The following is a 12,592-nucleotide window of genomic DNA, read 5'->3' as shown; positions in this document are numbered from 1 at the left end:
GCGATCCTCACCCGAGCGCGACCTCGGCGCGCAGCCGGGTCGGTCCGCCGTCGGGCGACGCGACGCTGAGGGAGCCGTCGACCCCGTCGAGCCGCTGCTGCAGTCCGTCCAGCCCTCGTCCGGCAGTGACGTGGGCGCCACCCCGGCCGTCGTCGTCGACGGTGATGACCAGCCGGTCCCCCGTCGCCTGCACGCCGACGTGCGCCCGCACTGCCTGGCTGTGCTTCGCGATGTTCGTCAGCGCCTCGGCGACCACGAAGTAGGCCGCCGTCTGCACCGGAAGAGCGAGGTCGTCGGGCACCGAGACGGTGACCTCGACGGGGATCTGCTGCCCTGACGCCATGTCCCGCAGTGCCGCCTCGAGACCGCGGTCGACGAGCAACGGCGGAGCGATCCCCCGCGACAGCGCCCGCAGCTCCTCGACCGCCTCGCGGGTCTGCGCGACCGCCGAGTCGATCGTCACGGCTGCAGTGGCGGGATCGTCGGCCAGCTGGAGCTTCGCCCTCCCGAGGTCCATGCCGAGCCGGATCAGTCGTTGCTGCGGACCGTCGTGGATGTCGCGCTCCAGGCGTCGCAGGGAGTGCGCCTCGGCGCGGTGCGCCGACTCGCGACTGGCCTCGACCCGGTCCACCCGGCCGAGCAGCTCCACCCGGCTGCACAACATCACCCGAGCGACGGACCCGTGCAGCCCGGCAGCCAGCCGCACGACGAGCGGCAAGGTGATCAGGGCGACGACCCCGATGGCCAGGTTGAGCAGCGACTCGGGCGTCCGCCCGGCACCGAAGCCCAGGATCTCCGCGAGCCCCTTGCTCTCGGCGTCGAAGGTGATGAAGCGCTGCCAGTACCAGTACGTCAGGCCGCCGAGGGTCAGCGCCCACCAGCCGACGGTCAGCGCGAACGCGAACACCCCGGTCGCCAGCGCCAGCAGGCACCACAGCACGTCGAGCCAGGTCTGCACGTCGCGCAGCGGCGTGAGCACTGCGCGGATCCGTCCGTCACCCGCCACCGGCCGGAGGTACGACGGCTGCGGGGCCGCCATGCCGAGCATCGACCGCAACCGGATCCGCTCCACGCTCGCGAACCCGCGGGCGACGTACGAGGTGGCAACGAGGATCGCGAGACCCACGCCCGCGACGACCAGCGTGCCGGCACCGGCTGCCAGGCCGGCGATCACGAGGCCGAATGCCGGGACCACGAGCAGGATCGAGGACAGCGCGTAGCCGGAGTCGAGAAGGAGCCGTCGGAACAGGTTCATGGGCTCCACGCTAGGAACGTACGCGGCGCGCCACCATCCAGCCAGCCCGACACTTCGGGCCTGACGACTAGGGTTGCCCCGTGGCCCATGACCTCGTGATCGTCGCCAACCGCCTTCCGGTGGACCGCGTGACCGACCGCGACGGGAAGACGACCTGGCGGGCGTCCCCCGGCGGGCTGGTCTCCGCGATCGAACCAGTGATGCGCGCCCATGACGGCGTCTGGGTCGGCTGGTCCGGCGGATCCGAGCAGCGCCTCAAGCCGTTCAAGGTCAACGGCCTGCAGCTCGTGCCGCTGGCCCTCAGCGCCGAAGAGGTCGAGGAGCACTACGAAGGCTTCTCGAACGGAACCCTCTGGCCGCTGTACCACGACCTCGTGGCGAAGCCCGAGTTCCACCGTGAGTGGTGGGACTCCTACGTCAAGGTCAACCGACGCTTCGCGGAGAAGACCGCCGAGCTGGCGGCCAAGGGCGCGACGGTGTGGGTCCACGACTACCAGCTGCAGCTGGTGCCGCAGATGCTCCGCGAGCTGCGTCCCGACCTGCGGATCGGCTTCTACCTGCACATCCCGTTCCCGCCGGCCGAGCTGTTCCAGCAGCTTCCGTGGCGGCGCCAGATCCTCGAAGGCCTGCTCGGCGCCGACCTGGTCGGCTTCCAGCTGCCCGGTGCTGCCCAGAACTTCATCCGGCTGGTCCGTCAGCGTGTCGGCCACAAGACGCACCGCGACCTCGTCTACCTGCCCGACGGACGCACCGTCCGCGCGGCGGCGTTCCCGATCTCGATCGACGCCGCCGGCTTCGAGGAGCTCGCCCGGTCCGAGGCGGTCACCGAACGAGCCGCAGCGATCCGGGACGCGCTCGGCAACCCGAGCAAGATCTTCCTGGGCATCGACCGGCTCGACTACACCAAGGGCATCTACGCCCGGCTGCGCGCCTTCGGTGAGCTGATCTCCGACGGCGACCTCACCGTCGACGACGCCGTGTTCGTCCAGGTCGCCGTGCCCTCACGTGAGCGGGTCGAGCACTACCGCAACCTGCGCGACGACATCGACCGCCTGGTCGGCCGGCTCAACGGCGACCTCGGCCGGATCGGCACGCCGGCGATCAGCTACCTGCACACGTCGTACCCACGCGAGGAGATGGCGGCTCTCTATCGCGCCGCCGACATCATGGTCGTGACGCCGTACCGCGACGGCATGAACCTCGTCGCGAAGGAGTACGTCGCCTGCCGCATCGAGGAGGACGGCGCGCTCGTGCTCTCCGAATTCGCCGGTGCCGCTGACGAGCTGCGCCAGGCCTGGCTGGTGAACCCCTACGACATGAACGGCATGAAGGCCGCGCTGCTGGAGGCCCACCAGGCCGAGCCGAAGGAGCTCACGCGGCGGATGAAGGCGATGCGCAAGCAGATCGCCCAGCACGACGTGAAGGCGTGGGCCGACAGCTTCATGACCGAGCTCGCCGAGGACGGGCAGCACTCGAAGTCCGTGCTGCCCGCCACCCGTTCCTGACGGGCCGTCCCTGAGGGGATCAGCCGAGCACGTCGGGTCCGGCGCCCTCGTCGTCGATCCAGTCGCTGCCGTCGTCGAAGAGGTCGCGCTCGCGACCCTCCTCGTCACGATCCTTGCGTCCTCGACCGCCAGCGCCGGCGGCTGCCGCTCCCCGGCTGCCACCGCGGCCGCGACCGCCGGCAGTACCCGGAGCAGCGCCCCCTCGACCGCCGGCACCCCGACCGCCACCGGCTCCTCCGGCGCGACCGCCGCTTCGGCCCGCCTGGCTGCCCGGCGCTGCGCCGCCGGACCGGCCGAGCGTGCCCGAGCCACCGGTGCGCGTCGTCGAGCCGATGGTGCCGTTCGTGGAGCCGAAACCACCCCGACCACCCAGAGCGCCGCGCACTGCGTTGACCAGGCCGGGGCCGCCGAAGACACCGGCCGCGATGCCGCCGCCGATGATCGGGTTGATGCCCGGACCACCCGAGGGGTGCGGACCGCCGGGGTTGCCCAAGGTGCCGCCCACCGGGCCGGGCACGGGGTGGTCGATGCCGGGGTTCGGGCCCGGACCGGGACCGGGGCCCGGACCGGGGCCGGGGTCGATGACGGGCGGGTGCACGACGGTCGGCACCGGGTGGTGCACCGGGATCGGACCCGTGGGTCGGGGACCACCCGTGGGACCGACCGGGAATCCACCCGGTCCCGGGTCGCCGGGCGGCGGGAGGTCCTCCGGGTAGACCGGCTCGCCGTGGATCTTCGCGAGCTCGACTGACGCCTCGGCGTACGCCTCGTCGAGGTCCTGGAGCTTCAGGCGCGCCTTCTCGTCGGCGTCGGCATAGGCCGTGACGGCCGAGTTGTGCGCGGTCACCTGGTTGTCGTAGGCGCGTTGGACGCGGAAAGCGTCGATGTCGTCCTCCGTGCCGTAGGACGACGGACGCGGCGGGAGGTCGCCGGGCGGAGAGTCAGGCATGTCGACTCGGATGTTCTCTGCCGCCATCAGCTTGTCCGCCGCGAGCTTCAGGGCGGCGGCAGCCGACTTCATCTGGTCGCGGCGCGGGACGACGACGTCGTCGCGCAGGGTCTCGAAGGCCATCCGCCCCCGGGCAGCCGTACCTTTCCCGCTGCTGTCGACACCGTCCGCGAATCCACGCTGGACCTCCGCCGCGGTCTTGCCCAGGGTGATGGCGAGCGCGTCGAGCGCGTCGTACCCGTCCTGCCAGGCCTTGCGGGAGTCGCGCAGCTTCTGGTGGTCCGACGACGCAGTCGCCTTGAGCAGCTTGTGGATGTGCTGGCCGGTCACGGGGTCTCCTTCGGGTCCGAAATCTTCCCGCCACCCTGGGCACCCGCGACGGGCGTCTCCGGGGCATCCGGGTTCTCCTCGGTCGGCACCGCGTCGGCCTCCGTATGGACGGCCTGGTTGTAGGCGTCGTCGCTGGAGGTGCCGGTGGTGCCCTCGGCAAGGACGCGCGCCACCAAGATCCGGGAGGCGTCCCCCGCCTGCTCGTCAGCACCGACGATCAACGCACGGGCTTCGACGCAGGCGTCGCGGAACCGCGCCAGGTCCTGCTTCACCCCGATCAGCGTCTTCTCGATGACCGCGTGGGCGCGCGTGTGGTGGAGCGCCAGCTCGGGTGAGCGGTCCGCCGCACCGAAGGCAGAGACCGGGATGAACCCGTCGGCACCGAAGGTCGTGTGGTCGAGCTTCACCAGCTCGTGGTCGATGGACGACACAGCGAGATCGATCGCGTCCTCGACGATGGTCAGGCCATGGGGTGAGGCCTTGACCGCGGCGGCAGCGAAGTCTGCGAACTGCTCTGGCAACACGTGGCAATCCCTCCATCCGAGAACCGCCGAAGGTGGCGGCGCACGGCGCACCTACCCGCACGGCCGACGCGCAAACACGTGATCGCGGTGATTTCAGGGGTCGCTAAGGTGATCCTCCCGTCTCGGAAGGTGGTTCACGGTGATCGCTCGGCCCCTGCTCGCCCTGCTCCTCGTGTCAGGGCTGCTGCTCGCAGGCTGCAAGGACGACGAGCGGACAGGCGCGGACCCTGGCGAGGCCTCCACGTCGCCCACCACCGAGGGAACGGCGACCGGCTCGCCGTCGACCGACGGCACAGCGCCCCAGCCGGCCGACGGCCCCCTGATCGAGGACGAGGTCTTCAGTCTCCACCTGCCCGCAGAAGGCGACTGGGAGCTGCGACGCGGTGGACTGAGCGCCACCGCCTACGACGAGGACTTCGACGTGTTCGACCTCTCCACCTCGACGGTGCCTCTCCAGGCGGGCGACACGGGTGAGGACATCGACTTCGACTTCGAGACCAGCACCGGCGGCGACTCCTTCGACCAGCCGCTCCGACGCGGCAAGAACCGGGTCCTCGACGGCGTCGAGGGCTGGACCGCCGAGACCGTCGACGACGGCCAGCTGGTCTACGCCTACGGTGGCATGCACGCTCGCCACGCGGTCAAGATCACCTTCAGCTTCCCCAAGAAGGATCCGCGGTCGCGCGCGTGGATCGAGGCCACCCTGGCCTCGCTCCAGTGGAAGTGACCGGACAGCTCCAGTCCCGGACGAGGCCTGCCACGGTCGTTGCTCCGCGGTAGCGTTCACCCATGGATCTGCTGCCCTTGCGTTCGGTTCCGGGAGCGGGTCTGCTCCCCGGGCCCGATCAGGTCGTTGCTGCCGCCAGCAACGTGGCCCACAAGGTGTTGTACGGCGGCCTGGCCGACCTGCGTCCGATGCCCCGCACGCTGATCGACGAAGGCACGCTGCGCGAGGTGTATCACTACCGGCCGTCGGGCACCGTCGTCGAGAAGGGCGACCCGGTCCTGCTGGTGACGCCGCTCGCCGCGCCCGCGCTCTGCTACGACCTGCGCCGCGGCTGCTCGCTGGTGGAGCACTTCGTCACCGAGGGCCGTCCGACCTACCTGCTGGAGTACGGCGAGGTGTCGTTCCGCGACCGCAACCTCGGCATGGAGCACTGGGTCGACGAGGTGCTGCCCACTGCGATCCGTGAGGTGTCCGAGCACGCAGGCGGCCGCCCCGTGCACCTGATCGGCTGGAGCCTCGGCGGCATCTTCTCGCTGCTCACCCTCGCCGACCAGCGGTCGGGCCGTCTGCCCGTCGCCTCGCTGTCCGTGGTCGGCTCGCCCATCGACATCTCCCTGGTGCCCCTGCTGGCGCCGATCCGCCCGCTGCTGAACCTCTTCAACGGCAAGGGACCGATCACCAAGGGCTACCAGATGCTGGGCGGTGCCCCGAAGCCGTTGGTGAAGTGGGCGTTCCAGCTCAGCGCGTTCCAGAAGATGGTGACCAAGCCGATCGCGCTGGCGACCCATGTCGACGACCGCGAGTTCCTCGCCCAGGTCGAGGCCGTCGACCGGTTCACGGCCAACATGATCGCCTATCCGGGCCGCACGTTCGGGCAGCTCTACCACCGGTTCGCGAAGGGCAACCAGCTCGCGAGCGGCAGGTTCGAGCTCGACGACCGCACGATCGACCTCGCCGACATCGATGTGCCCGTGCTGGTCTTCGGCGGCGCCACGGACGGCATCGCCCCGGTCCCGGCGGTGCGGGCCGTCGTACCCCTGCTGAAGGGGTCGCCGGAGGTCCGTTTCGAGATCGTCCCGGGGGGACACCTCGGCATGCTGACCGGGCGCGCGGCGCGACACACGACCTGGCTCGCGATGGACGAGTGGATCACCGAGTGGTCCACCGACAACCAGCCTGAGTCACCGATCGGCACCAGCCGCAAGCGCCGGCACACCTCTGCCTCGTCGCGCGCGCTGTCGAAGTAGCCCCACCTGCTCCGCTCGGCACCGCCGATCGCCGTCCCGACCTAGTCCCAAAGGACTACAAGAGGACGGCCGCACTCCCGATCCCGGGACCCCTCCCGGGTCCGTAGATTCTTCCTTACCGACGCGGACCTCGAAGCCGCTGGAGGGAGCCCCACCGGGTCCGGTGCACCGCAAGGTTGCGCCGCCGGAGGACCAGTTGGGCTCGGAGTCCGCGTCGGAGCTAGCTGCAACGCGCGCTGGTGCGTCCCTCGGAGGGAGAGGGACGCCCCACGCTGCGTGCAGCGAGCATGAGGAGCAGCACCACGGCCGGACTGCAAGGTGGGGTCTGGGGGGACCGCTGCGCGTCGGGAGCCGCGCACGAGCGTTACTGTCCGGCTGTGGGTGCTTCTCTTTCTCAACTCGTCGACCAGGGCCGTATGGCCGCCGACTGGGCCGAGGCCCTCGCACCGGTCGAGGACCGGATCGCGAGGCTCGGCCAGTTCCTCGACGGGCAGACCGCCGCGGGGAGACCGTGGTTGCCCGCTCCGGAGCACATCTTCCGCGCCTTCGAACGACCCCTGTCCGAGGTCCGGGTGCTCATCGTCGGCCAGGACCCGTATCCGACACCCGGCCACGCGATAGGACTGTGCTTCGCCGTCGAACGCTCCGTGCGACCGCTGCCTCCGAGCCTGAAGAACATCTACAAGGAGATGCGCACCGACCTCAGGGCGGTGCCGCCCGAGCACGGCGACCTGACGACGTGGGCAGAGCAGGGCGTGATGCTGCTCAACCGGGTGCTCACCGTCGAGCAGGGCCAGCGGCACGCGCACCGGCGCCAGGGCTGGGAGGACGTCACCACCTGCGCCATCGAGGCCCTCGCCCGCCGAGCGGAGTCGGGCGCTCCGATGGTCGCCATCCTCTGGGGCGATCCTGCGCGGGCGCTCAAGCAGCATCTTGGCCCTGTCCCGACGATCGAGTCGGCCCACCCCTCACCGCTGTCGGCCCACAAGGGCTTCCTCGGGTCCCGTCCGTTCACGCGCGCCAACCAGCTGCTCGCCGAGCAGGGCGCCCTTCCGGTGAACTGGAGCCTTCCTTCCTGACTCGCGGGAATATAGTTGAGACTTCAACTATTGAACTGAGCATGGACACGAACACCAACGGACGGATGCCGGCCCTCTATCTCGGGCACGGCGCTCCCCCGCTCCTCGACGACCCGGTCTGGTCGGGCGAGCTGGCTGCCTGGGCCCACGACCTGCCGCGCCCCAAGGCGATCCTGATCGTCAGCGCCCACTGGGAATCCGCGCCCCTGTCGCTGTCCGCGAACCACGCGCCGCTGGTCTACGACTTCGGCGGATTCGCGCCGAAGTACTACCAGATGACCTACGAGACGCCGGACAACTCGGCACTGGCAGCCCGCATCGCGGCGATGATGCCGAAGACCGAGCCGGTCCACCAACACACCTCGCGCGGCCTCGACCACGGCGCCTGGGTGCCGCTGCGGATCATGTATCCCGAAGCGGACATCCCCGTGCTCCAGATGTCGATGCCCACCCACGACCCCGGTCGACTGATGGAGATCGGACGTCGACTCCAGTCGCTGCGCGACGAGGGCGTGCTGATCATCGGCTCCGGGTTCCTCACCCACGGCCTGCCGTTCCTGACGTCCTTCCAGCTCGACGCGAAGGCGCCCGGCTGGTCGAAGGACTTCGACGCGTGGGCCGGCGAGGCGATGGCCCGCGGTGACGTGGACGAGCTGGCGTCGTACCGCGACAAGGCGCCGGGCATGCCGTACGCCCACCCGACCGTCGAGCACTACAGCCCGCTCTTCGTCACGCTCGGCGCCGCGACCGACCCGACCATTCCCGGCGAGCAGGTCATCGACGGGTTCTGGCTGGGGCTCTCCAAGCGTTCGCTTCAGGTCGCCTGACGCAGTCGGGCACGAAGCCTGGCCACCTCGGCCTCCAGCGCCAGCACGTGGGCGATCCCGGCCAGGTTGAGCCCGTCGGCCAACAGATCCCGGATCCGGTGCAGGGTCTCGATGTCGGCGCGGCTGTACAGCCGCGTGCCGCCGGCACTGCGCTCAGGGGCGAGCAGGCCACGCCGCTCGTAGACCCGGATGTTCTGGATCTGCAGGGACGTCATGTCGGCGGCCACCGAGATGGCGAAGACGCCGCGTCGAAAATCCTGCGACCCAGGGACTTGATTCATGGGAACAGATTACCTATAACAGTCATTGCAGATCCAGAGCCCGGCCAGAAGAGCCGGCACGTTCCCAAGGAGGAGTCATGTTGCTGCGTTCCACCGACCCGTTCCGCGACTTCGACCGCCTCACCTCCCAGCTCCTGGGCGCCGGTGGCACCACCAACCGGCCGGCGGTGATGCCGATGGACGCCTGGCGCCAGGGTGACGAGTTCGTCCTCGAGTTCGACATGCCGGGCGTGAGCCGCGAGAACATCGACATCGACATCGAACGCAACGTGGTGACGGTCAAGGCCGAGCGCGTCCCCGGCAACGGCGACTGGCAGCGCCTGGCGTCCGAGCGGACGCACGGGCAGTTCTCGCGCCAGCTCGTCCTGGGCGACAACCTCGACCTCGACAAGATCGATGCCGTCTACGAGAACGGCGTGCTGCGCCTGGCCATCCCGGTCGCCGAGAAGGCCAAGCCCCGCAAGATCGAGGTGGCAGGAAAGTCGGCCCCCGAGCGCGAGGCCATCGAGGCCTGATCCTGTCTCGGCAGGCTCGACCTACCGTCGATACGCTCGACCCTCCGCAGGTCGAGCCTGTCGAGACCTCAGCGCCCCAGCTTCCGCATCAGCTTGAGTGACTGCATCATCTGCTTGACGTAGGCGTCGTAGTCCTGCCCGGGCCGGGCACCCATGACCTGCTTCTTGAGCACCGCGACGTTCTTGGCGTCGGTGTACTTCAGCAGGCCCTGGTCACCGTGGCGGGCGCCGACTCCGGAGCTCTTCACCCCACCGGACGGCGAACCCTTCGACGCGTACGCCGTCGCGAGCGCGTCGTTGATGTTGACGTTGCCCGAGTCGATGCGGGCCGCAACGGCCTCCGCACGCGCGATGTCACCACTCCAGACCGAGGCATTGAGCCCGTAGTCGGTGTCGTTGGCGAGGTGGATCGCCTCGTCGAGGGTCCGGTAGGGATACAGGCCGACCACCGGACCGAACGTCTCGGTGTGCCCGGCCAGCATGTCCTTGGTGACGCCCTCCAGCACGGTCGGCTCGAAGAAGGCCGGACCCAGGTCGGGCCGTGCCCGGCCACCGATCAGCACCGTGGCACCCTTCGCGACGGCGTCCTCGACGTGGGACGCCACACGGTCGCGGTGGTCGGGGCTCACCAGCGAGCCGACCTCCGGTCCGAAGTCGTACGACGCCCCGAGCACCAGGTTGGCGGCCCGCTCCACGAACGCGGACTTCAGCTCGTCGTACCGCGACTCGGGGAGGTAGATCCGCTCGATGTGCATGCAGATCTGGCCGGTGTTGCCGAAGCATCCGAAGATGGCGGACTCGACCCAGTCCGCGACACCCTTGTCGTCGAGGTCGTCGAGCACGATCATCGGGTTCTTGCCACCGAGCTCGAGGCAGCAGCCGATCAGGTTCTTGCCGGCCCGCTCGCCGATCACCCGGCCGGTCGCGGTCGAACCGGTGAACATGACGTAGTTGGCGTTGTCGATGAGCGTCGGGCCGATGTCGGGCCCTTCACCGCAGACGACCTGGAACAGGCCCTTCGGAAGCCCGGCCTCCTCGAGCAGGGAGATGCCGTAGAGCGGGGACAGGGCCGTCTTGTTGTCCGGCTTCACCACGACGGCGTTGCCGGCGATCAGGGCCGGGATCGCGTCGGAAAGGCCGGTCGCGAACGGGAAGTTCCACGGCGCGATGATGCCGACGACGCCCTTGGGGACGCGCACCTCGGTGGAACCGGAGATGATCGGCACCGGTCCGGCGTGCTTCGTGGGCTTGAGCAGCTTCTGTGCGCGCTTGATGTAGTAGCTCATCACCATCGGCGGATCGCAGGACTCCTCGATCGCCATCCGCCGGTTCTTGCCGCTCTCGACCTGGATCAGGTCGGCGGTGGTGTGCGCGTTGTCCACCAGCAGGGTGTGCGCCCGCTTGAAGACCTCGACCCGCTTGGCAATGGGCCACTGCGCCCACAGCGCCTGCGCAGCGCGCGCCTCGGCGAAGGCCTCCTCGATGTCCTGCGGCGTCGACTGCGGGAGCTCGACGAGCACCTCACCGGAGTAGACCTCCGTCAGCTTCCAGGTCGCACCGGTGCGACCCGGCACCCGGGCGACCAGCCGCTCGAGCAGCTCGTCGGTGACCGAGGCGGGCCGGGCCGGGCCCTGCGTCGACGAGGTCACCAGCTCGCCCCGCCCAGGATGATCTCGGCCGCCATCTCGCCGATCATGTAGCACGGCGCGTTGGTGTTGCCACCGGTGATGGACGGCATGATCGAGGCGTCCGCGACCCGGAGTCCCTCGATGCCGCGCACCTTCAGGTCGGGGCCGACGACAGCGCGCTCGTCGACGCCCATCCGGCAGGTGCCGACACCGTGGTAGACCGAGGTCGATCGCTGCTTGAGCGCGACCCGCAGGTCCTTGCCGTTGGGGATCGACGGGCCCGGGTGGATCTCTGCCTTGACTCCCCCACCGAAGGCGGCGGACCCCATGATCTCGCGGATCATCTCGGTGCCCTGGGCCAGCACCTCGACGTCGTCGGGGTGGGTGAAGAAGCCGTAGTCGATGAGCGGTGCGGTCATCGGGTCCGAGGAGGCGAGGCGGATCGTGCCACGGCTCTTGGGGTAGATCAGCGTCGAGAAGACGGTGAGACCCGGACGCGGGTCGGGCATGTGCCGGACCGGCTCGTCCTGGTTGGGACTCGGGTAGGTCCACGGCAGCGCGTGCAGCTGGATGTCCGGGATGTCGGTCGCGAGGCCGGAGCGGATGAACCCGACGGACTCGAAGACGGAGTTGTCGAGGAAGGACTTGCGACCGGACATGTTGCGTGCGGTCCCCTTCGCGAACGTCCACGGGTTGCCGCGGTAGACGACGCTCGGCACGTGGAACGACAGCGGGTGGAAGAGGTGGTCGTGGAGGTTGTCGCCGACGGGCAGGTCCGCGACGACCTGGATGCCGAGCGAGGCCAGGTGGTCGGCGGGACCGACGCCGGAGAGCATGAGCAGCTGCGGGCTGTTGATGAACCCCGAGGAGAGGATCACCTCCTTGCCGGCCTTGATGAAGCGGCGGGTGCCGCCGCCCTTGCCCTGGTCGAGGACCTCGACGCCGGTGGCACGGCCGTCCCTGATCACGACCTTCTCGACATGCACCTCGGTCTGGAACTCGAGGGTGGGCGGGTTGAGCTGGTGCACGTAGCCGCGGGTCGAGGAGTAACGAAGACCGTCCGCAATGTTCTGCTGCATGCGGGAGATGCCCTCCTGCTCGGCACCGTTGTAGTCGTCGTTGACCTTGACGCCCAAGGTGTCGGAGGTGGCCTGGATGAACTGGAGGGTCGCCTCCTGCGGGGTCTTGTTGCGGGTGACCTTGATGGGACCGCCGGCGCCACGGTAGGCGTCCTCGCCGTCCTCGAAGTCCTCGTAGCGCTTGAACGCCCGGTTGACGTCGTCGGCGCTCCAGCCCGTGTTGCCCTCGGCGGCCCACGAGTCGTAGTTGGCGCGGTTGCCGCGGACGTAGACCATGCCGTTGACCGACGACGAGCCGCCGCCGACCTTGCCGCGGGGCGCCGGCATCCGGCGACCGTCGAGGCCGGGCTGGGGAACCGAGCGGTAGCCCCAGTCGAACTTCGCCTCGAGCTTGGGCTCGGAGTGCATCGGGCCGATCATGCCGGGCACCTTGGTCATGTAGCCGTGCAGGCCCTTGTCGTCGCTCTTGCCTGCCTCGAGCAGGATCACGCTCGCGCCCGACTGGGCCAGGCGACCAGCGACGATCGCCCCGGAGCTGCCGGATCCGACCACCACGTAGTCGGCTTCACTGCTGCGCTGGTTGTTCTTGCTCGCGCGCTTGGCCATGCCAGTCCCATCCCTCGTCACTGTGGTCCGCTAACTGTAA

General features: G+C 69.6%; 12 protein-coding genes. 6 read left to right on the top strand and 6 right to left on the bottom strand.

Going from position 1 to position 12,592, the window contains the following annotated elements:
* Positions 1-7 precede the first annotated feature (7 nt).
* Complete coding sequence (locus ASD84_RS18020) at positions 8-1,255, bottom strand: sensor histidine kinase (protein ID WP_056713365.1); 1,248 nt, start codon at positions 1,253-1,255, stop codon at positions 8-10.
* An 80-nt stretch (positions 1,256-1,335) separates the two neighbouring features.
* Here ASD84_RS18020 and ASD84_RS18015 point away from each other — a divergent pair, with 80 nt between their 5' ends.
* A complete protein-coding gene (locus ASD84_RS18015) occupies positions 1,336-2,760 on the top strand; it encodes an alpha,alpha-trehalose-phosphate synthase (UDP-forming) (protein ID WP_056713363.1) in 1,425 nt (474 codons plus the stop codon).
* A 19-nt stretch (positions 2,761-2,779) separates the two neighbouring features.
* Here ASD84_RS18015 and ASD84_RS18010 read toward each other — a convergent pair whose 3' ends face one another.
* Positions 2,780-4,039, bottom strand: a complete 1,260-nt coding sequence (locus ASD84_RS18010; RefSeq protein ID WP_056713361.1) for a hypothetical protein — start codon at positions 4,037-4,039, stop codon at positions 2,780-2,782.
* Positions 4,036-4,563, bottom strand: a complete 528-nt coding sequence (locus ASD84_RS18005) for a hypothetical protein (protein ID WP_056713358.1) — start codon at positions 4,561-4,563, stop codon at positions 4,036-4,038. The genes ASD84_RS18010 and ASD84_RS18005 overlap by 4 nt, the downstream gene beginning before the upstream one ends.
* Positions 4,564-4,702: 139 nt before the next feature.
* Here ASD84_RS18005 and ASD84_RS18000 point away from each other — a divergent pair, with 139 nt between their 5' ends.
* The 4 genes from ASD84_RS18000 to ASD84_RS17985 all read left to right on the top strand — a co-directional run bounded on the left by ASD84_RS18000 (position 4,703) and on the right by ASD84_RS17985 (position 8,443).
* Complete coding sequence (locus tag ASD84_RS18000; protein WP_056713357.1) at positions 4,703-5,290, top strand: hypothetical protein; 588 nt, start codon at positions 4,703-4,705, stop codon at positions 5,288-5,290.
* Positions 5,291-5,352: 62 nt separating this feature from the next.
* Positions 5,353-6,537: an alpha/beta fold hydrolase gene (locus tag ASD84_RS17995; RefSeq protein ID WP_082573785.1), complete on the top strand. Its 1,185-nt coding sequence runs from the start codon at positions 5,353-5,355 to the stop codon at positions 6,535-6,537.
* 416 nt (positions 6,538-6,953) lie between these two features.
* Positions 6,954-7,616: a uracil-DNA glycosylase gene (locus ASD84_RS17990; RefSeq protein ID WP_056713355.1), complete on the top strand. Its 663-nt coding sequence runs from the start codon at positions 6,954-6,956 to the stop codon at positions 7,614-7,616.
* Positions 7,617-7,657: 41 nt separating this feature from the next.
* Positions 7,658-8,443, top strand: coding sequence for a dioxygenase (locus ASD84_RS17985; RefSeq protein WP_056713352.1), 786 nt, complete (start codon positions 7,658-7,660; stop codon positions 8,441-8,443).
* On the opposite strand, the gene ASD84_RS17980 is transcribed toward ASD84_RS17985, so the two are convergent.
* Positions 8,431-8,724, bottom strand: a complete 294-nt coding sequence (locus ASD84_RS17980) for a MerR family transcriptional regulator (RefSeq protein ID WP_056713350.1) — start codon at positions 8,722-8,724, stop codon at positions 8,431-8,433. The two genes, ASD84_RS17985 and ASD84_RS17980, sit on opposite strands and share 13 nt — an antisense overlap.
* Before the next feature lie 77 nt (positions 8,725-8,801).
* Between ASD84_RS17980 and ASD84_RS17975 the strand changes: the two genes are divergently transcribed.
* Positions 8,802-9,239 (top strand): Hsp20/alpha crystallin family protein, encoded by a 438-nt coding sequence (locus ASD84_RS17975; protein ID WP_056713348.1) that lies wholly within the window; start codon positions 8,802-8,804, stop codon positions 9,237-9,239.
* 68 nt (positions 9,240-9,307) lie between these two features.
* Here the strand turns inward: ASD84_RS17975 and ASD84_RS17970 are convergent, their stop codons facing one another.
* Both ASD84_RS17970 and ASD84_RS17965 read right to left on the bottom strand, forming a co-directional pair.
* On the bottom strand, positions 9,308-10,888 hold the full coding sequence (locus ASD84_RS17970; protein WP_056713346.1) for a succinic semialdehyde dehydrogenase: 1,581 nt from the start codon (positions 10,886-10,888) through the stop codon (positions 9,308-9,310).
* The gene (locus ASD84_RS17965; RefSeq protein ID WP_056713344.1) at positions 10,885-12,552 is read right to left on the bottom strand and encodes a GMC family oxidoreductase; all 1,668 of its coding nucleotides are present in this window, start codon (positions 12,550-12,552) and stop codon (positions 10,885-10,887) included. Before ASD84_RS17965 ends, ASD84_RS17970 begins: the two co-directional genes overlap by 4 nt.
* Between the last annotated feature and the right edge of the window lie 40 nt (positions 12,553-12,592).

It is taken from the genome of Nocardioides sp. Root682 (assembly GCF_001427795.1).
Classification (GTDB): domain Bacteria; phylum Actinomycetota; class Actinomycetes; order Propionibacteriales; family Nocardioidaceae; genus Nocardioides.
Note: the sequence above shows the minus strand (reverse complement) of the source record. Positions and strands in the feature narration are given on the sequence as shown.

Excerpts from the sequence above, each read along its gene's own strand:
- ASD84_RS17965 (WP_056713344.1), bottom strand. The coding sequence starts at position 12,552 with ATGGCCAAGCGCGCGAGCAAGAACAACCAGCGCAGCAGTGAAGCCGAC.
- ASD84_RS17985 (WP_056713352.1), top strand. The coding sequence starts at position 7,658 with ATGGACACGAACACCAACGGACGGATGCCGGCCCTCTATCTCGGGCAC.
- ASD84_RS17990 (WP_056713355.1), top strand. The coding sequence starts at position 6,954 with ATGGCCGCCGACTGGGCCGAGGCCCTCGCACCGGTCGAGGACCGGATC.
- ASD84_RS18020 (WP_056713365.1), bottom strand. The coding sequence starts at position 1,255 with ATGAACCTGTTCCGACGGCTCCTTCTCGACTCCGGCTACGCGCTGTCC.
- ASD84_RS17995 (WP_082573785.1), top strand. The coding sequence starts at position 5,353 with ATGGATCTGCTGCCCTTGCGTTCGGTTCCGGGAGCGGGTCTGCTCCCC.
- ASD84_RS17975 (WP_056713348.1), top strand. The coding sequence starts at position 8,802 with ATGTTGCTGCGTTCCACCGACCCGTTCCGCGACTTCGACCGCCTCACC.
- ASD84_RS17980 (WP_056713350.1), bottom strand. The coding sequence starts at position 8,724 with ATGAATCAAGTCCCTGGGTCGCAGGATTTTCGACGCGGCGTCTTCGCC.